At 45.5% G+C, this 18,510-nt stretch carries 16 protein-coding genes and 1 pseudogene; 8 read left to right on the plus strand and 9 right to left on the minus strand.

What is annotated here, in order from left to right; all coding sequences use genetic code 11:
• Window positions 1-217: 217 nt before the first annotated feature.
• A pseudogene (locus tag C8R34_RS12285) lies at window positions 218-316 on the plus strand (transposase); the annotation flags it as partial.
• 171 nt (window positions 317-487) lie between these two features.
• On the opposite strand, the gene C8R34_RS12290 reads toward C8R34_RS12285, so the two are convergent.
• The 3 genes from C8R34_RS12290 to C8R34_RS12300 are packed head-to-tail and all read right to left on the minus strand — an operon-like array spanning window position 488 to window position 2,070.
• Window positions 488-1,438 (minus strand): tyrosine-type recombinase/integrase, encoded by a 951-nt coding sequence (locus tag C8R34_RS12290; protein WP_107803793.1) that lies wholly within the window; start codon window positions 1,436-1,438, stop codon window positions 488-490.
• A 1-nt stretch (window position 1,439) separates the two neighbouring features.
• Window positions 1,440-1,787: a type II toxin-antitoxin system RelE/ParE family toxin gene (locus C8R34_RS12295; protein WP_107803792.1), complete on the minus strand. Its 348-nt coding sequence runs from the start codon at window positions 1,785-1,787 to the stop codon at window positions 1,440-1,442.
• Window positions 1,774-2,070: a type II toxin-antitoxin system ParD family antitoxin gene (locus C8R34_RS12300; RefSeq protein WP_107803791.1), complete on the minus strand. Its 297-nt coding sequence runs from the start codon at window positions 2,068-2,070 to the stop codon at window positions 1,774-1,776. Before C8R34_RS12300 ends, C8R34_RS12295 begins: the two co-directional genes overlap by 14 nt.
• A gap of 154 nt (window positions 2,071-2,224) precedes the next feature.
• On the opposite strand from C8R34_RS12300, the gene C8R34_RS12305 reads away from it, so the two are divergent.
• Entirely contained in the window at window positions 2,225-3,190 is a 966-nt protein-coding gene (locus C8R34_RS12305) for a tyrosine-type recombinase/integrase (RefSeq protein ID WP_107790318.1), read from the plus strand.
• Window positions 3,191-3,454: 264 nt separating this feature from the next.
• On the opposite strand, the gene C8R34_RS12315 is transcribed toward C8R34_RS12305, so the two are convergent.
• From C8R34_RS12315 to C8R34_RS12325, 3 genes are all read right to left on the minus strand, one after another.
• A complete protein-coding gene (locus C8R34_RS12315) occupies window positions 3,455-4,345 on the minus strand; it encodes an IS1595 family transposase (protein ID WP_107790319.1) in 891 nt (296 codons plus the stop codon).
• Window positions 4,346-4,726: 381 nt separating this feature from the next.
• Window positions 4,727-6,796 (minus strand): SbcC/MukB-like Walker B domain-containing protein, encoded by a 2,070-nt coding sequence (locus C8R34_RS12320; protein ID WP_258192047.1) that lies wholly within the window; start codon window positions 6,794-6,796, stop codon window positions 4,727-4,729.
• 24 nt (window positions 6,797-6,820) lie between these two features.
• Window positions 6,821-7,552, minus strand: a complete 732-nt coding sequence (locus C8R34_RS12325) for an IS5 family transposase (protein ID WP_207896489.1) — start codon at window positions 7,550-7,552, stop codon at window positions 6,821-6,823.
• A gap of 582 nt (window positions 7,553-8,134) precedes the next feature.
• Here C8R34_RS12325 and C8R34_RS12330 point away from each other — a divergent pair.
• The 5 genes from C8R34_RS12330 (at window position 8,135) to C8R34_RS12350 (ending at window position 12,329) form a co-directional block, all read left to right on the plus strand.
• Entirely contained in the window at window positions 8,135-8,698 is a 564-nt protein-coding gene (locus C8R34_RS12330; protein WP_107790320.1) for an OsmC family protein, read from the plus strand.
• 85 nt (window positions 8,699-8,783) lie between these two features.
• On the plus strand, window positions 8,784-9,971 hold the full coding sequence (locus C8R34_RS12335; protein ID WP_110341106.1) for an NAD(P)/FAD-dependent oxidoreductase: 1,188 nt from the start codon (window positions 8,784-8,786) through the stop codon (window positions 9,969-9,971).
• A 62-nt stretch (window positions 9,972-10,033) separates the two neighbouring features.
• Window positions 10,034-10,672 (plus strand): TetR/AcrR family transcriptional regulator, encoded by a 639-nt coding sequence (locus C8R34_RS12340; protein WP_110341108.1) that lies wholly within the window; start codon window positions 10,034-10,036, stop codon window positions 10,670-10,672.
• Window positions 10,673-10,687: 15 nt separating this feature from the next.
• The gene (gene yut, locus C8R34_RS12345) at window positions 10,688-11,647 is read left to right on the plus strand and encodes an urea transporter (protein WP_107790321.1); all 960 of its coding nucleotides are present in this window, start codon (window positions 10,688-10,690) and stop codon (window positions 11,645-11,647) included.
• 49 nt (window positions 11,648-11,696) lie between these two features.
• Entirely contained in the window at window positions 11,697-12,329 is a 633-nt protein-coding gene (locus C8R34_RS12350; RefSeq protein WP_107790322.1) for a hypothetical protein, read from the plus strand.
• Window positions 12,330-12,442: 113 nt separating this feature from the next.
• Here the strand turns inward: C8R34_RS12350 and C8R34_RS12355 are convergent, their stop codons facing one another.
• Window positions 12,443-12,712 (minus strand): hypothetical protein, encoded by a 270-nt coding sequence (locus C8R34_RS12355; protein WP_110341110.1) that lies wholly within the window; start codon window positions 12,710-12,712, stop codon window positions 12,443-12,445.
• 98 nt (window positions 12,713-12,810) lie between these two features.
• Window positions 12,811-15,873: a Tn3 family transposase gene (locus tag C8R34_RS12360; protein ID WP_110341112.1), complete on the minus strand. Its 3,063-nt coding sequence runs from the start codon at window positions 15,871-15,873 to the stop codon at window positions 12,811-12,813.
• A 160-nt stretch (window positions 15,874-16,033) separates the two neighbouring features.
• On the opposite strand from C8R34_RS12360, the gene C8R34_RS12365 reads away from it, so the two are divergent.
• A complete protein-coding gene (locus C8R34_RS12365) occupies window positions 16,034-16,606 on the plus strand; it encodes a recombinase family protein (RefSeq protein WP_110341114.1) in 573 nt (190 codons plus the stop codon).
• 578 nt (window positions 16,607-17,184) lie between these two features.
• On the opposite strand, the gene C8R34_RS12370 is transcribed toward C8R34_RS12365, so the two are convergent.
• Window positions 17,185-18,426, minus strand: coding sequence for a hypothetical protein (locus C8R34_RS12370; RefSeq protein ID WP_110341116.1), 1,242 nt, complete (start codon window positions 18,424-18,426; stop codon window positions 17,185-17,187).
• Between the last annotated feature and the right edge of the window lie 84 nt (window positions 18,427-18,510).

The following is an 18,510-nucleotide window of genomic DNA, read 5'->3' on the forward strand; positions in this document are numbered from 1 at the left end:
GCATTGAATTATTTTTTTAATGTAATAGTCGCTTAATTTACTGTTTCTTAACATCTTACTAGACTAACAGATCGTGTCTGCTAGTCTAGAGCCTATATAATAAATAAACCCCCGGATCTGCCGGGGGACTTCCGAAGGTTTTACCGTTACGGCAGTCGTCGTAACGGTCTCGTCCCAACCACAAGACGAGGAGTCAAAGATGAAGGAGTAGCAAAGTTTGAGTCATACACGCTGGGATTGTAAATATCATGTGGTATTTATTCCGAAGCGGCGAAAAAAGCTGTTATTTGGCAAACTCAGGAAGCATATAGGGGAAGCTCAGTTGGAGGTAGCGTAGTTTGTGCGATCATAGCTAGAGCAACGGGTTCCAGTAGCGTTTTTTGAGAGTGTAATGTGGCATTTAGTTTCATGGCTAACCAGACTAAATGCCGGAATGATCTTATTGGGCGGATCGCAAGAATCCCTTCATCAATGGGTAATAGAGCAATCAATAAGCAACCTTAAACGTTGGACTATCCTCTGGCCGGGTTTTGCGATGATCATAAATTCTTGTGGTAGCAATATTGGCATGACCCAACCATTCTTGCACTTTCGCAATATCTGCTTGATGATCGAGTGCATTGGTGGCTGCCGTTGCGCGTAACGAATGTGCGCCGATCTTGAACCCCAGTTTTTCAGAGTATCTCTGTACCAACTTATAAACACCGTCTGGCGTAATTGGTTTTTGTGATTCCTTATCTCGATTATTACTGGCTGAACGGAATAATGCCCCCGTATCTTCCAGGCCATGCCCAGCTGCATCGAGATAATCATGGATTAAGCCACTGGCGGCAGGATGCAATGGTAAATATCGTGTTTTGCCCCCTTTGCCGGATATTTTCATATGTGGCACACCACGCCGCTCCTGCTTAAAATCCTTGACCTTCAATCGGCACAATTCATCACGCCGCAGTGCGTGATAGAGTAGGGTGGCTAGTATCGCACGATCGCGCTTGCCCTTAAGTGAGCTACCATCCGGCGCATCGAGCAATTCACGTGCCTGATGATCGCCGATTGCCGGAGTTTTTCCTTCATAACTTTCTACCGCTGGTCGCTTTACACCCTTGACTGGATTATGCGTAACTGTATTTTTCTCACACAGGTACTCAAATAAAGAAGATATTGCCGCCAAACGGTGCCGAATGCTCATGCTACTTAATGTTCGACTCAACAAATCATCGCGCCAGGCAATAATATGAGCACGAGTTACAATTCTGAATTCTTCCGGATTCTGAATGCCCGTGAAATTCATAAAATCCTTTAAGGCATTTTCATAGGCACGCCGAGTCTCGACGTTACCTAAGTTGGCAAACCATTCAACTTCAGGTGGAACATCTGCAAGGCCCTGAAATTCTTTTGCAGTAAGTGCGCGATTGACTGTAGTAATAAGATCTGTCATGTTATTTGTCTAGCTCAGCATTTTTATACGGCGTTTCACTACCCATAATTGCTTCATAATCTCTACCACCATAAAAGATATTAAGAATGGTGACGCTTTGTTTATTCTCATTAACCTCAAAAGCTGCAATCGCGTTTTTATCAATGGCAACGATTCTGAGATTCTTGCGCAAATCATCGCGCTGTTGTCCAATCAAAGGTATTGTTTTAAGGTCATGACACTTTTGGCGTAATTTCTCTATATATGCCCACGCGACTTCAGGAAGTCCGCTTTTTGCAGCTATATATTCATAAATATCTGTCAGGTCTTGTATCGCATCGGGTGTCAGATACACTTCATAGCTTTTCATGACCTAGTGCGCTTATCCGTTGTTGATGAAGTTGTTCTAGCTTTTCAAACGCAGCATCCAGCAAAACCGGTTCACCGCTGTGTGCGGATTGTTCCAGACGCGCTTGAATGGAGGCAATTCTCGCGTGATGTTCTTCTTCCTGTCTTTGCCATAAACGCATCGCTTCACGAATAACCTCACTTGTGGAAGCGTAAGCGCCATCCTTCACTTTTTCCCTAATAATATTCAGCATATCCGGTGGAAGTGTAATGCTGATTTTTTCTGCTTTATCGGTGCGCTTCATTTTTTGTTTCCTATGTATGTTTCTAACACCTTCCGAGTGGTAGGATATTATCCTACTCAATGAAATTTAATAAAGCAAAAATATTTCAATCTTCCTGAATTGTAGCACCACTTTACTATTGATAACATATTTTATCAATAGTAAGATACTTTCCATGAACCCAGATAATTTACCTGCCATCGAGCACTCCTCACATCGACTCTTAGACGTGGCCGATTTTTATCGGCTAGCAGAAGTTCCCCCCGAGATCGAGTGGTTTGCCAATCTAGAAAATTTTTGCACGCGGCGCGCTTATAAAAATGCGCTGCAGGATTTTATGCAATTTACCGGTATCTCTCACCCAGAAGAATTTCGGCAAATTACTCGCGCACATATCATTGCGTTCCGGGATGAGCTCAGAAATCGTGATTTGTCGGGTGCCACCATCCGTCATAGCCTGGCAGCCCTTTCCTCATTGTTTGAAAACTTGTGCGAACAGAATGCGGTCACACACAATCCGGTCAAGGGGGTGAAGCGCCCTAGCGTGGAAAGCTATGAGGGCAAATCTCCGGCACTGGGCGATCATCAGGCGCGCGCGCTACTCGATGCGCCTGATAGTGTCTCGCTTAAAGGAAAACGGGATCGCGCCATCTTCGCCATATTGCTTTACCATGCGCTGCGCCGCGATGAACTGTGCAAATTAAAGGTGAAGGACGTCAAACAGGAACGACGTGGGGTACTGCACATGAAAGTATCCGGCAAGGGTGGCAAGACCCGCTACTTACCAATCCATCCTCAGGTAGGCGGATGGTTGCATGATTATCTAGAGGCGGCAGGCCATAGAGAAGATGATAATGGCCCTTTATTTCGATCGCTGAGCAATAACCGACATAAGGGTGCACAGAAAGCCATTACCCCAGATGCCGTCTATAAGATCGTGCAGGCCTACTCGGAAAGACTGGGATTCAGGATCGGGGCACATTCGCTCCGTGCCACGGCTGCGACCAATGCGCTCGATCATCAGGCAGATATTGCCAAGGTGCAGGAGTGGTTAGGACACGCCAATATTGCTACTACTCGTATTTACGATCACCGCAAAACTAGGCCAGAGGATAGCCCGACGTTCAAGGTGAATTATTGAATGGCGGATTCGGAACTTATTGCTGGCTACGCGGCGATAATAAAAAAGGAATTTCTTTCATTCTGGGTTTCGATAAATCCCATTGACCAATCCTTACCATCAGATGCACTTCCAAAATACGAAACATATAGCCTTCTACGAATTGCTAAATGAAAGAACCGTGGAAAAATATCTTTTATAAAGTCAAATACGAATAAGCAGAACTCATAATTCCTTGGTCGTAGGTTCAAGCCCTACCATACTCACCAATAAAATAATATGCCTCTATACTATTTTCAGTTTGATCTGAGTGTGCGTCAGGCAAGCATTGAGAAGGCGTAGCGGTAACTCGGCCTCCCACATACGCCGGTTGAAACGGTAGCAGAACTCATTGAGATACTCTTGCAGATATTTGGACGATACACCGTGATAAGTGCCCAACAGAAATGCCTTGAGGTTGCCGATGGCAATATGCACCCAGGGCAGCCATTCGCCCGCCATATCAGGCGGCGACACCCGTGCGGCATGATGCTGGGTTTTGCCAATTTCCGCCAGGGAAGCCAGCGCATCGCTACGCACCAACTGACTGGGCGGGAGATGACATTGAACAAACTTTGCTACTGTTTCATGAGTAACAGCAGAGACCTGTTGCATGGCGATAAATCCGGCACACTTGCTTCGGTTCTCAATTGCCACCAGTATTGGGGTTTTACCTTCGGCACCACGACCTCGCTTTCCACTGCGGCGACCACCCACCAAGGCATCGTCAATCTCAATCAGATCGTGCAGCCGATAGATGCTATCCCTGTGTCCCATAGCAATGCGAATCTTGCGCAATATCCGGCAAGCCGTAACCCAGGAAACCTGGATTTGTTTAGAAAGACGTACGGCAGAAATGCCACCCTTGTCCGAGGCAGACAGGTAAATCGCCCAGAACCATTTAGTCAGCGACAGATTGGTGGAGTGAAACAGTGTTCCCGCCGTAAGCGAGGTTTGGTAATGACACTTGGAGCACTCGTAGGAGTGGCGTGTGCTGATGACATAACCATGATCATGCCCGCAGCGCGGGCAACGGAACCCTTCCGGCCAGCGTTGCTGCGTCAGCGCCTGCGCACAAGCTTCTTCCGTTCCATACCGTTTCTGCCAATCCAGCAAATTAGTTTCCAGTTCTCTCATGATTCAACTCCCTATATCGTTGATCTAAAAGCATTTGGCAGAAATTACTGAAAACAGTTCAGAGGCATATAAAATAAAGCATGGTGCTACACCAGTGCCACGCGATAAAAAGATATAGGCTAGAATTGCTTATCTTTTTTCAGAAATGATTCACATGTCCTGGTAATCGGGTACTACAGTAATGTAATGCGCTGATTCGTAATCAGTAGGTCAGAGGTTCGACTCCTCTCAACAGCACCATAAAATCAATTAGTTTCAGATGTGATACGTGTTGTCAAAGTCGGAGCTGAATATTTTCGAAAGAGGATACTCTGCGCCGCTGATTTTTTTGTTCATTCATGTCTCCTTATTCTTAATCATCTTCTTGAAATTTCAGCTCCGCTAGACAGATCCGTTACGACAACATCCAGGACCGGATATCTGGCTCCTGCCTCCAGTTTGAGGCGTTACCTGGATCTGGGTGCTAATCCGCTCCTTTAGGGCTGGTACGTGCGAAATAACACCGATTAGCTTACCGTCCTGCTGCAGACCCGCAAGGGTTTCCAGAGCGGTGTCGAGGGCTTCCTCGTCCAGCGTGCCGAAGCCTTCATCCAGAAATAGTGAATCCACACGGACATTCTTGCTGGCCATGTGGGACAACCCCAGTGCCAGCGATAGGCTGACGATAAAGCTCTCACCACCGGAAAGGTTCTTCGTGGACCGAATCTCACCCGCTTGGTAATTGTCAACCACGTTGAGTTCCAGCGGCTGTGCATCATCACGGACCAGCAAGTAGCGGTCGGTCATTTTCTGCAGTTGCCGGTTGGCATGGCCAATCATCATTTCGAAAGTCAGCCCTTGGGCAAAATTGCGGTATTTCTTTCCGTCTGCGGAGCCGATCAATTCGTGCAGATTTTCCCATCGATGGCACTCTTTTTTCTGGGCCTCAATAGCCGTTTGCTTTGCTTTTATCCGCTCTTTGGCTGCTGTATTTTCACTCAGCTTGTGCTTGAGACCGGCAATGATATTCCGCAGATCTTTCAGAGAATCTTCGTACTTTTTGAATTGCGGTTCCATCTCCTCAAGAGATTTGTTGGTAACCATTTTGGCAATTTCTGTGGCCAAACGTGTTTCTCTATCTTTTTGTCTGGCCTTGAGATCTGTTTGGTTGTCGTCCAGTTTCTTTGCTTTCGTAGACAGCTCATCCCTCTGCTCAGCGGTCAGTCTGGCCTCCAAAAACTGTACCTCATCTGAAAAGCCCGCAGGCGCAAGCGCTGTGGAAAATTCAATTTCCAACTTTCTCAGTTCTGGTTCTCTCTGGTCGATGCGCTTTTTCAAAGATTCAATATGGGTCTTTGCGGTGTTCCATCTTTGGTGCAGTTCATTGTGCCGATCTCTGGCTTTCTTTTCGGCATCTTCGGCATCAGAAACGGTCTTGTTCAAGCGGAGCTCCTCATTGTCGGGATTTTTATCACCGTACAATGCTTTCCGCTCGTCACTCCCGATGGTGTGATCCTTTTTCAAGGTCTCTAGGCGTTCCCGCTTTTCGGCCAGGGTGGTACTTTGGGTTTCAATGACCGCATCTAGACGCTTCATCTCACTGTCGAGATCTGCAATCTGTTTCTCGATTTCAGCTTTTTTCTTAACCTGGGCCTGCCATGCATTCAGCCGTGCTCTGAGTGACTCAAGCAGTGATGAAACTTGCATCTCGGGGATTTCCGTGATGCCAAGCAGCAGGAGTTTGGCAGAGACGGCCTGCCTGCGTGCGGTAAAATCAGCACGGAGTTTTTCCAGACCTTCCTTCACCTCGGCAAAGGATTTCTCGGCAGCCTTCTTGTCATTAGCCGCTGCTGTCTCCTGCTTTTCACCCTCCGTCAGATTCTTACGGGCCGTGACCTCAGCTTCTTCAAGTTTCTTGATAGCGGCTTCCTGATCCTCAGCCTTGCTGATCAGTTTGGTGAGTGCTTTAATCTTCTGTTCGGTTTCATCGGGAACGGGAACATTGCCTTCCGCGAATGGGTGCTCTGTCGCACCACAGAGTGGACAGGGTTTGCCATCTTCCAATTTGGCCCGGTGGTCTTCAAGCTCCGCTATTTTCGTCAGGAAGGCCATTTCACGAAGCAGAGTTTCTTTCTCGGTGCGGTATTCACGCAACAGCCGATCCCCCAGCAACTGGCTTAATGCATCTTTACCTTGCTGAAGCCTTATTGATGCGTCGTCCAGCTCCTGCTTCCGAGTGCGGCATTGCTTCTGGCAGTCATCAAGTGATTTTGTCACCCGTTCCAGAGTCGTCACGGCTTTTTCTTGATTGGCCTCTTCTTGAACGATTTCTTTTTGCTTGGAAAGCAGGCCATCCAATTGTTCTTCAACACCGGCCAGACCGCTGATCAGCCATTCATCCTGTGCATGCTCCTTGAGATAACTGTCAACAAGTTCCAGAGTTTTTTGGGCCTCGGAACGTTTTTCTTGCACTTTAAGAAGCTGTCTGGTAAAATATTAGACGCATTTTGCAAGTGTTATTTTCATCATGGCGATTCGAATCATGTTTTCGGCAGTAGCCGGCAAGATTTCGAAATCCTTGGATAAACGGCGAAAGTTACCAAGCCAGGAAAACGTGCGCTCGACCACCCACCGCTTCGGTAAAACAGCCCATTTACCTTCGATTTTCTCTGAAATGTGCAAAGCCAGGCCTAGCCCATTAACTACGAAATCAACTGCTGTACCTCGATAACCGGCATCCCCTGAGAATGCTTTGAGTGAAGGGTATTTATCGATGACACCTTCCAGCACTGTACAAGCGCTTTTGGTATCGCTCACATTGGCAGCATGAACTTTGACGTGGAGTAAATTACCGAGAATGTCTACCACGATATGCCGCTTGTGACCTTTAACTTTTTTGCCACCATCAATTCCTCGTTCTTCGCTGGCGTACTGAGTTTTCACGCTTTGTGCATCAATGATGCCATAACTGGGTACGGCACAGCGTCCAGCTTTTTGACGAGAAAAGAGCGTCAACTTATCCAGGCATTCCTCCCAGACACCACGCTTGTTCCACCGGCTAAAATGATCGTAAACAGTCTGCCAGGGAGGAAAATCGTTCGGCATCAGCCGCCACTGGATACCGCCTTTGACAACATACAGAATGGCATTCACAATGGTTCTTTTGCTATGTTTGTGACTATTGCCACGTTTGCTGACAGGATCAAACTCTTTTTTATCAAGTTCCATTCCTCATTATTTATATCCGTTTTGTATGACATCTCTTAGCTTGTTATCAAAATCCTTGATTCTAATGGAAATCGTTTTGCCAGACAGCTTCTAAAGAGTAGTGGGTGACGTAGTCAACAAATTCCAGGAACACCAATTAAGCAATTTTTCTCATTTTACTGCCTCTGCTTCATATTGATTTGAGCTTTTGTATCGCAATATCGGGGTCAGGTCGCGAATCAAGAAAAATAAGAGTAACGATTGAGGTTATTGTTTGCAAGAATCCCAATCACCGCTTTTATTTTTCTTTATTCTCGACCTGATGTTTCGTTCAGTCTCGCACTGGCGCCTTCTTTGATCATCACACCACCGAAAAACTCAACCGACCATGCTGCCTTTCTTCATAGCTCATCAACACACCTCGCGCGCCTCAGGTTTCTAATTTTCTAGGCTATCCATCTGTTTTAGAAGAGGATTTAAAAAGAGAACGATCGGTATACTTTTTGCGATAAGTGTGCTAGAATGACAATCAGTAAAATATTTTTATCAGGCAGATAAGGGGAATTCATTTCCACCACCTGCGCTCATCATGGAGACTTAGCTATGATTAATTCAACCACCGACATTATCGTGAATGGACTCGACCTGAAACGGATATGGGCAGCGCTCGATTCGATCAAAGCAGATGACAAAGGCGATATCGCTAACCCTGGCTACCGGGCGACAGTTGAGTGGGACAGCGGCTTTCATAGCACCACGCACACCACCGATGGCCAAGTGGTGCTTTCCGATGAACCCAAACGCTATGGCGGGGAAGAAATGGGCGCCACACCGGAAGATTTACTGCTGGCAGCTGTGGGTGCTTGCCTGGTCAATACTTATATCGCCGCTTTATCAGCCGCCCGCATCCATGTGGAATCCCTGCGCATGAACGTTTCGGGCCGAGTCAATTTCCGGACAGCCTTTGGTCTGGAGGCAGGCACGCCTGGTTACGAAAATATCAAAATCGTTGTCGATATCCAGACCGATGCCCCGGAAGAAAAGGTCATCGCGCTAATGGAAAAAGTATTTCCAACCGCGCCCATCCCGGACACGATCATGCGACCGGTGCCGATCGATGTCGAGATTGTTCACCACGCTGAAGCAACCGCAACGCATGCTTCCTGAGTACTTCATCCGCGCATCGGGATTTATGGCAGCCAGTCGCGTGCATTTTTGAGCATGAATAACTGCATACCAAACAAGGTGAACTATGAAAAATAATGATATTCACGATGTAGCCGTGGTCGGCGCAGGCCCGGCAGGATTGTCAGCCGCCTATGAGCTGGCCAGAGCGGGCCTGGAACCGCTGGTACTGGAACGCACCGCTGCGGTGGGGGATGTCTGGCGCAATCACTATGATGGCGTACGCCTGAATTCCGGCCGCTATTTCTCGGCCTTGTCAGGCAGCAAATTTCCCCTCTCCGCCGGCTCCTGGCCTTCGCGCGAGGAAGTGGTGCGCCTGCTGGAGACCTTCCCTGAGCGGGGAGGATTTACAGTACAAACAAACATCGATATCAAACAGGTCAATTACGATCCCGACCGCGACCTGTGGATCATCACCAGCATTGATGGCAAACGTTTTGAATCACGCGCTGTGGTCATGGCCATTGGCGGGTGCCGCATTCCAGTCATACCCAAATGGGAAGGCATGGAAACTTTCCCCGGCGAGATCATTCACTCCTCGAAATTCAAGAACGCTCAAGATTTTTCCGGCAAGCATGTGCTGGTCATCGGCACCGGCAATTCTGCCGCCGAAATTGCCAGCAGGCTGACCGAACACGCCAGTCATGTCACCGTATCGGGCAGAACGCCCCCGCATATCCTGCCTAAAAGCGTTTATGGCATTCCACTGATCGGTATTGGCGTATGGACCCGCTACTGGCCCGGTACTATCGTGGATCGCATATTGAGCTTCCTGCAGCGCAGCATGATCGGCAACCTGAGCGCGCATGGTCTTCCCTATCCGACCCTGCCACTCTCCAAACAATACGCCATCAACAATGTCGTACCCATTCTCTATCGTCCTTTCGTGGACGATGTCCGGGCCGGCCGGATCAGAATCGTTGGTCCGATCCAGAAAATCACCGGGCGAACCGTACATGTCCTGCGCACGCTGACAACCGATCCCGGCAGCACCCATTCACTCACGACGCTGGAGCCCGATGTCATCATCGCGGGCACAGGTTTTCGCACCGGAATTTCCAAACTGGTTCAAGTGCCAGGCATCACCGACGAGAATGACAGATCGGTTATTTCGGGCGACCAGGAGTTCAAGGACGCCCCCCGCCTCTACTTCATCGGGCAAGTAAACCCATTAAGTGGTCTGCTACGGGAAATCCGTCTCGAGGCTGGCAGAATCGCAAAAAAAATCAAACAACAATTGGCGGCGGGACGATAATGGAAATTTTCAATCAAGCTTCGCTGCCGCTCTGAAGGCGAAGTACCCAATCGATCATTGCTATGTTAGACACCGGAACGCAGGCACGACCCAGACATCATTCACGGAAAGAAACCAATAAAAGAAAATTGCTGCAGACGGCCTGCCGCCTGTTTTGCAAGGAAGGCATACATGCCACGGGCATCGCCAGAATTATCGAAGAATCAGGCGTATCCCGCCGCACGCTGTATCTGCATTTCGGCTCGAAAGAAAACTTGCTCAAGGCAGTATTCGAGGCTGAAGCAAGTATCTGGTTTCGCTGGTTCGATCGGGATTTGCCGCAAATGCATTGCTCTCCCGTTGAGCGTATCCTGGCCTTGTTTGATCTGATGCAGAACTGGTTCAAAAGCGAGGATTTTTACGGCTGCGTGTTCATCAATGCGGTCGCCGAGCACGATAAGGGTAACAGTTGGATACAGGAAATTGCCAACCGGCACGGCGAAAAAATCAATGCCAGGCTGCAAGCAATGGTTGCGCAAAGTGGTATACAGGATCCCGAATTGGTCACGAAGAAATTGAGCCTCCTGATCGATGGCACCATCGTAACCGCGATGGTGACCGGCAATGGCGAAGTCGCCCATATCGGACGACTGACTGCAGAGGACATCCTGCGCAGCGCCCCTTGCACCAACAATCAGGCAACAAAGATGCACTCAATTTAAAAGAGGAACACCACCTTGAACTGGTCATTAAATTTGGACAAGAGGATACCCACACCTCTACGCATTTTGCTGAGGGGTGCCGGACAGGTCGTTTTCTGTAACAACGCCGTCACAGGATTGATCGTACTGGCGGCATTCTACGCAGGCGGAACGATCACAGGGCTGGCTGCAACCGTTGGCTTGATCAGCAGCACTGTGACTGCTCATGCCTGCAGATTCTGCAAAGCCGATATCGAAGCAGGATTATATGGCTTCAACGGTGTGCTGTCAGGCGCCTGCCTCTCAATATTTCTTGAACATACGCCCCAGCTCTGGCTCTATATTGTATTGGCATCCATGCTGTCGAGCCTCATGTGGGCAGTTCTGACCAGAATGCTCCAGCTCTTTAACATGCCAGCCGCAACTTCACCATTTGTCCTGGTCAGCTGGGTATTTCTGGTAACGATCTACGCCTTCGACAGCTACGCACTTGGCCCAGCGTTACCCGCAGCAAGCATGCAGTTAGCCGTCATGGATATAGGTACCCTCCCTCTGGAAACATGGTTCACTGCACTGGCAAGAGGCATAGGCCAGGTTATCTTTACCGACAATACGCTTGCCGGCGGCATGCTTCTTACCGGAATTGCCATCGCCTCCCTGCGCGGCGCGCTGATGGTGATTGGCGGCGCTTTCATCGGGGTTGTCGTACCCGCAATACTCGGCGTCCATGCAAGTGCTATCGAGGCGGGACTCTATGGATTCAATCCGGCCCTGGTCATGATTGCAATCGGCTGGGTTTTTCTCGAGCCCAGTGCCAAAAGCGCCTTGCTGGCGATCCTGGCCGGTATTCTGGCCGTGCTGTGCCAGGCAGTATTATCTAGTCTACTGACACCCATGGGCCTGCCTGTTCTGGCATCTCCCTTTATTCTTACCTTATGGGTAGTCCTGTTTATTGCGAGTAAATCCAGATACTGGTTTTCGGCAGCAATGAGTTAAGCAAATTATCCCCTTTTCGATCCCAGCAAACATTTCCAAGGAGGAGTTTATGACTGCAATCTGGCAAAATTTATCGATACATACCCGGCGTCTTATGATTGCTATCAGTACGCTAATGGTCATTATTCTGATTGGAATGCAGTTCCACGTAAGTTCTCAAGGCGACATGTCGGAAACATACCCAAAAGGGTTTCGTGGTGGTACTTGCACAATTGAGTCTGATACATTGTTAATTGGTTATTCTGCCTATTTTATTCCTAAAGACTATGAAATACCGCAGGATGCCTTAAGTGCAATGTCTGTTCCCATTTTATGTGGAAAAGTACCCAGCCCAGGCATACTCAGTATCACCATTGACTTACTGTATCCTGTTTCCGTACGTGAGCGATCGGTGGCACTCAGCCTGTTCAGGGAGGCTGATGGCAAATTGGGGAAAGCGCTTTTTTCAATTCCCGCAAAAAATTATCATTCAGGCAGTATTTCTCTTGAGATTCACGTTGATGAACCGGGAGAATACGTGCTTCATCTTTCTGGCGTAGATGAGAATCAGCTGGATTTTAGATTAGTAATTCCGATCACCGTAGGTTCGCGATGGTACGAAGGCATCGTTCAGTTCTGGCCTTTACTTCTGCTTTGCGCAGCAGCTGTCTCTTTTTATAATTTTAGACGAATAATTGATTAATCTCCTTTTGCTGCCAACTTATGTTAGCAGGGTGTGTAGAAGAAATTATTTCTTTTTTCGATTTAGCACCCTGCAAGCTTCCGTATCAATAAAACCAGCCATATACTGGTAGATCAAGCGCTGGTATTGTGCGGCATATCGATGTCTTGAGTGGGCAACAATCCAGTTCGGTCCGCCGTGACCCTGCAGTGTGGCTTATCGTTTGCAATATCGAAATCATTATTCCAGTGAAATGGCTGCAGGTTTTCCAGGGAATCTGGACTGCCTGGCTTAACATTTACGATCTTCCAACCATATTCTGACTTCACATTATTATATTGTTGCCGGTTTATCCACGCGCCACATTGGTCCTTGCGCCACTCGGATGTATCTTGCTCCAGCATCCCTCGTCCTTTTTCCCAGACTGCCTGTACCAGATTCTCATCAATGGGTAAATTCCAACAAAGGTACGTAATGCGTCATTCACTGTTTGCCTCCTTTTTTACTTTACCTCTGCTTCAAGTGCTAGTTTTGGCATTTGAATACCTACCGTATCTTGCAGTTTTTCCTCTGAGAAATCGTATACTCCCAGCAAATTAATATGTAACCAAGTAATAATAGAACCGTTTGCCAGTGCCTCTTGCAGCGCGGTTTTATACGCAGGATCATTCGTGTCAGATAGTTTCTGAATTAAGTACAGATAATTCCAGCAAATGATGCAGTTTTTAATCAACCGCTTGCAACTTTCTGCGACTTCTTGCTCTTGCTTCTCAGTCTCAATCAGCTCTCGAGGATTGCCTACCGATACTGCACGGGTGAATTTGTGAGAATGCTCGATCTTGTTCAGCTGTTTCTCAATGGCTTGGCGTAGAGCTACATCATCAATGTATCGCAAGATGAACAGCGATTTAATGATCTGACCAAATGCTTTGAGTGCTTTGTACAAGGTGTGTTGCTTGGAATAGGAATTTAGTCGTCTGAATATGTCTGATGCAGTAGTTTCTTTGAGTTTAATTGTTGTAATCATTCGTAAAATATCATCCCAATGGCGGATAATCAGATCAGTATCAATATAGCCTGATGGTTGAATCTTCCAGTTTGAACGATCAATGTGCCGATGATTTTTAAACAGATACAGCTGCTGTTTCTTCAGGTTCTTGATTCTCGGAGCATAAGAAAATTCCAGCAAATGTGTTGCGCCAAAAATAACCTCGCTGTAACCATGAGTATCAGTAGAATGAATATCACTTTTAATGACATCATTGTGCATCAAACCGTCGATAACAAAAGCACTTTCCCGCTCAGCGGCACTGAATACGGTGGAATACCATAAGATATTACGCTCATCAATAAAGCTATAGACACTGCTGGCTAGATCTTTTCCGGCATACTTGAATGAATAGCTGGCATTCAAAGAATCATTTAAAACCTCAAATTTCTGGCCATCACTGGACGTATGCAGCTGATCGGGAGTACGTCGATAACAATTGGGTAATCCCATCTGATCAATCAATGCCACAACACGATCATTGGCAGCACGAGTACCCTCAAGTGAGAAAAACCAATTAACTGTGCGCTCCAGCTCCGATTCATTGATCGCCTGTGAGATGCGGGCCATTTTCGGTGTGCCAATCTCGCAACCCAGACCGATGATACCGGCAAAAAAAGTCTGCTTTTTTGGACGCTGATGGTGATAGCGCTGTTGCCAATGTTGGAATTCGTTCAAAAAACCACTATAACGATCGACAGTAGCCATTACTTCCAGTAATGACACATATTGTCGTTCAGGAAAAAAATTGCGTAGCGGCTCTGCATCTGCACCATGTGATTCTTTTTGTGGCGTTTTTAACTGAAAACGTCCCTTAGCATCGAAACTGACCAAAGTATTGTCACCGGTTGCGATATGCTGATTAGTCACTTGGTATTGCTGCAATAGCGCTTCATCTAATTGCTTCAGTACTTGCTCAGAATCAACAAAATCTAGTAGTCCCGCTCGTTCCAGCAGAATGTATTTCTCTTGTTGCCAGCGACCCTTGCTGATCAAATAATCGTCCAGTGGACGATATTTATAAGAATGATGTAAATTTACAGTGCCGGATTTTATGCCATTTTGCACATGTAGAAACAAAAATGCTTTGTATAACGACACGCGAAAGCGCTCACCAGTTGTGACTGCTGTATATTCCTCCTCAGTCAGAAATGAAACCGGTGCAGTTTTATCAATGCGGCCGTCATTGTTTCTAAAGTGATTCAAGGCTGCCAGCAATCCTTGCGCTGCCGGTTCGCACTGAAATGTGAGCACTTTGAGAATCGGACTGACACGGTTTTGCAAACGCAGAGAACGCGCTTCAAGAATTTGGTAATAGTCATCCTCATTTAACTGTGTTACCAACTTATCCCGTAGATTTATCAAGTCTTGTTGATCTTTGGGTAATAATGCTTCGATCCGATTCACTTTTTCCGCATCGGTCAGCGCTTCATCCTGTATGACGGTCTGAATCTCTGATACTAAGCTCAGCCAATTGCTATTGATGTAGCGCAGCAATTTATTTACCACCTGATTGCGCTCTACCCGTTGTGCATAACGCTGTTCTTTATGCTCACGCTGAGCGCCGTTTTGATAGCTCTTAATGCTGTTTAGTAACACATCAACTAGATTATCTTGCAGACGATAATACTGGTGAGCAATAAACGCCAACAAATGCAAATAACGGTCTTCATCACGCCGTCGGGTGATCTGAAAGATTTCTGATTTCAACACACTATTGGCGTAATAACGGATTCCATCACGGTTTAAGTCCAGTGCTCGCAGGGTCGATTGGAACTGGCCATACAATTCTCCAATCAACACCAAGTCAACAACGCGTTCTTTGATTTTTGCTGGACGTGCTGATTGCGACAATTTTTTTAGCAGAGTCAGTCGATAAGCCGAAGTTGCTCCTGGGTGTTGTTCACCGAATACAGGGGTTTGCTCAAACAGGGCTTCCAATGCTTGTTTAGCTTCTGAGGATAGTTGTTGTTGAATGATGTTTACTAATTGATCTTTACGTCGATTGATCACTGCTGTAATTAAATCAGTCAAAGTGAAACAACCCGGCAACTGCACCTTTTCCCGTATCAGCAAATCAATGCAGCGCCAGAAGATCAAACGAGGCTTTAACTGAGAACGTACCATAATATTAATTTCTTCGTTTAAAAATGCTTTGGCTTGGCTGCTAAAAGCTTGATAACCGTAATACTTGAGTATGGTCTGTTGATGTTTCTGACGAGTACGATCATTGTATTCATGCAAATTAACCAATACATCTGGCAATCCCAGTTTTTGGGTAACATATTCAACATCAACCGCTCTAAACTCGTTAGCTGCAAAAAATTTTTTAGTCGCTAGAAAATAACCGCAGCTAATCAGAAATCCGACCTGATGTGCCGGCGATCGCAAGCCTGATACCATGTGATAAAGAGTGTCAGAGAAATAAAAGTACTTTTTACGTTGAAGGGAGTTAAATGTCGGTGGAAAATCAAAATCGTACCGTTCAACAGTATTGAGAATACGCATTCGCGGCATGATGACCTCCTTGCTGAGGTAAAGAAAACGGTGGTTTGTTTTACTTGCTCAAAAAATCATTATTTGTTTCCTAAATAGCGGGATTTTAGGTAATATACCCGGTAAAGAAATCAAGGTAAACAATAATGTGCTATATAATGAGTTTCTTTACTTATTTGCCATGCTGATCGGTTATGCACGAGTATCGACGGATGATCAAAAGTCTGATTTACAGGAAGATGCCCTCAAAGCGGCAGGGTGTGAGAAAATAATTGTAGATAAGGTTAGTGGAGTTAAAACTGAACGCTCTGGTCTGACACAGCTCAGTGAATTACTACGTAAAGGTGATACATTGGTAGTTTGGCGATTAGATCGTTTGGGTCGTTCTCTGAAAGATTTAATTGAATGGGTTAATCGTCTGGAGCAATGGGGTGTAAGCTTTCGGAGCCTTGAAGAATCAATCGATACTCGATCAAGTAGCGGAAAGTTAATCTTTCACATCTTTGGTGCTTTAGCAGAGTTTGAGCGTAATCTGATCGAAGATCGTACGCGTGCAGGGCTTGCAGCAGCTCGTGCTAGGGGCCGCAAAGGCGGTCGACCTAAATCGCTAGATACCACTAAACGCCAGTTGACGGTTGAACTGTATCAAGAAAAGAAGCTACCGATCAAAACAATCTGCGAAATGATGAATATCTCGAAACCAACACTTTATGCGTATGTGAAGGATTCTAACGAGAAAAATAAGCAATCTTAAGAACGAATGACGCATTACGTACCTTTGTTGGAATTTACCCATCTTCCATTTTTTCTGCCTAAAGGCAACATCATTACAAACTTTTGGAAACTAAATCAGTTGAACAGCATAGTGTTCCATATTGATTTAAAAGGTTTATATCACTTAACGGATATAAGGATATTCAGCGAAATGTGAATAAATAGGAAGGAATGTTGAGGGAAGTTCTACTGGATATAATCTTATGAAATTTTTTCCTTTGATGATTGAGAATATATCCTATTTTACATAATGTGAATTATCGGCAATAGATAAATTTATTTCAACCTGTTGATTAATAATATTTATAAATAAATAACCTATTCCTGATGTAACGAAATCATGGATGTTACTCATTCACGCAGGAATCCTTACGATACCCCGGTCAAAAAAGTATATAGGTAAGGAACAAACAAAACCCTCGCTCGTTCACAGACGTAAAGATTAATTTTGAACTGCATTTTAAGAATCTGAATGGCCCTGTAAAAATTAACCTGATGAACTTGCCAAGGAACTATGGCAGCTCATCAGATATTATTAATCTCTGCTAGTCTAGAGCATTATGGCCTTTCGACTGACGGAACAATTGCTGTGTCTTGAATTAGATTAAATTTAGGACCTTGATCTGAATTTAAATCATCACTTAATACAACACGCTCCCCTGTCTTTGGATTTATTCGGAAAAGGACATGATTATCTTCTGATAACTGACCAGAAGCGATTATTTTGCCAGATTTCTCTATCGCTACCCCCACGATATTTTGCGCTAAAGGGCCTTGTTTAGGATCATCGAAATTACTCAAAATAACGCGCTGACCTGTTTTTGGATTTATTCGTAAAAGAAAATTTCCTGTACCACCATTTGGTCCTGGACTTGATAAAGCTAAAATTTTTCTTGATTTCTCAATCGCTAAGCCGCCGGGGTTATATAACAAATCGGAAGAAGGTCCTTGTGCGCCATTAGTAAAATCACTCAAAATCGTGCGTTTGCCAGTTTTTGGATTAACTCTATAAATCGCTGCACCGAGACCATTCACATTGGATGTACCGGTCAAGATTTCTCCAGATGGCTCTATAATTAAATCGGAAATAAGCCAATCTTGAACAACTGTTCCCTGGTCAAGGTTAGTGAAATCACTAAGTATAATTCGCATGTCGGATTCAGGATTTATACGAACTATTGCAGGGTTAAGATTATCATTATCTGGAATTAATCTAAATATATTAGTTAGTATCTGTCCTTTTTCATTCACTGCTAGGCCAGGATATAAAGGCCCTCGAATATTGCCCTGACCGAAGTTGCTGACTAAAGTGCGATCGCCAGTGCTAGAATCGATTTTAAATATAGCACCACCTTCCCCTCCTGCAAAAATATCCGATACAAAAATCTGCAATAACTCATCCTTTGCGCATTCAGAATGTGGTTTGTTTTGAGAATTAAAATTATTATGCTTATCAGAATTACATTTAAATACCACTACGCTTGAAGCAATTAATCCAAGCTCACCTTGTGCAGTATTACCAAAGTCACTGAGTATAGTACGCTGACCAGATTTTGGATTTACTACATATAATGCACCGCGCCCATCTGACCCGCCCGCTATATCCAGGACTAAAATATCACCTGAATTAACTTCAGCTTGGACAGAATGTGCAGTAAGCAACAACCCAGTTATTAATAAAATGCAGCAGTAAAAATAAAGGAAATTAAAAAAATTAAAAGCTGATATTGATCTATTGAAAATAAAACAGGAGTGATTGAGAGGCGTTACACGATTAAAAGTACAAAAATATTTTTTCATAACATTTTCCTTCATTATTGATGAAATATTTAATAGCAATTTCAATAAAAAATAAGAGTATTTAAACTTTCCCAAGTCCTCTAA

It is taken from the genome of Nitrosomonas sp. Nm84, from assembly GCF_003201565.1.
In the GTDB taxonomy this organism is placed as follows: domain Bacteria; phylum Pseudomonadota; class Gammaproteobacteria; order Burkholderiales; family Nitrosomonadaceae; genus Nitrosomonas.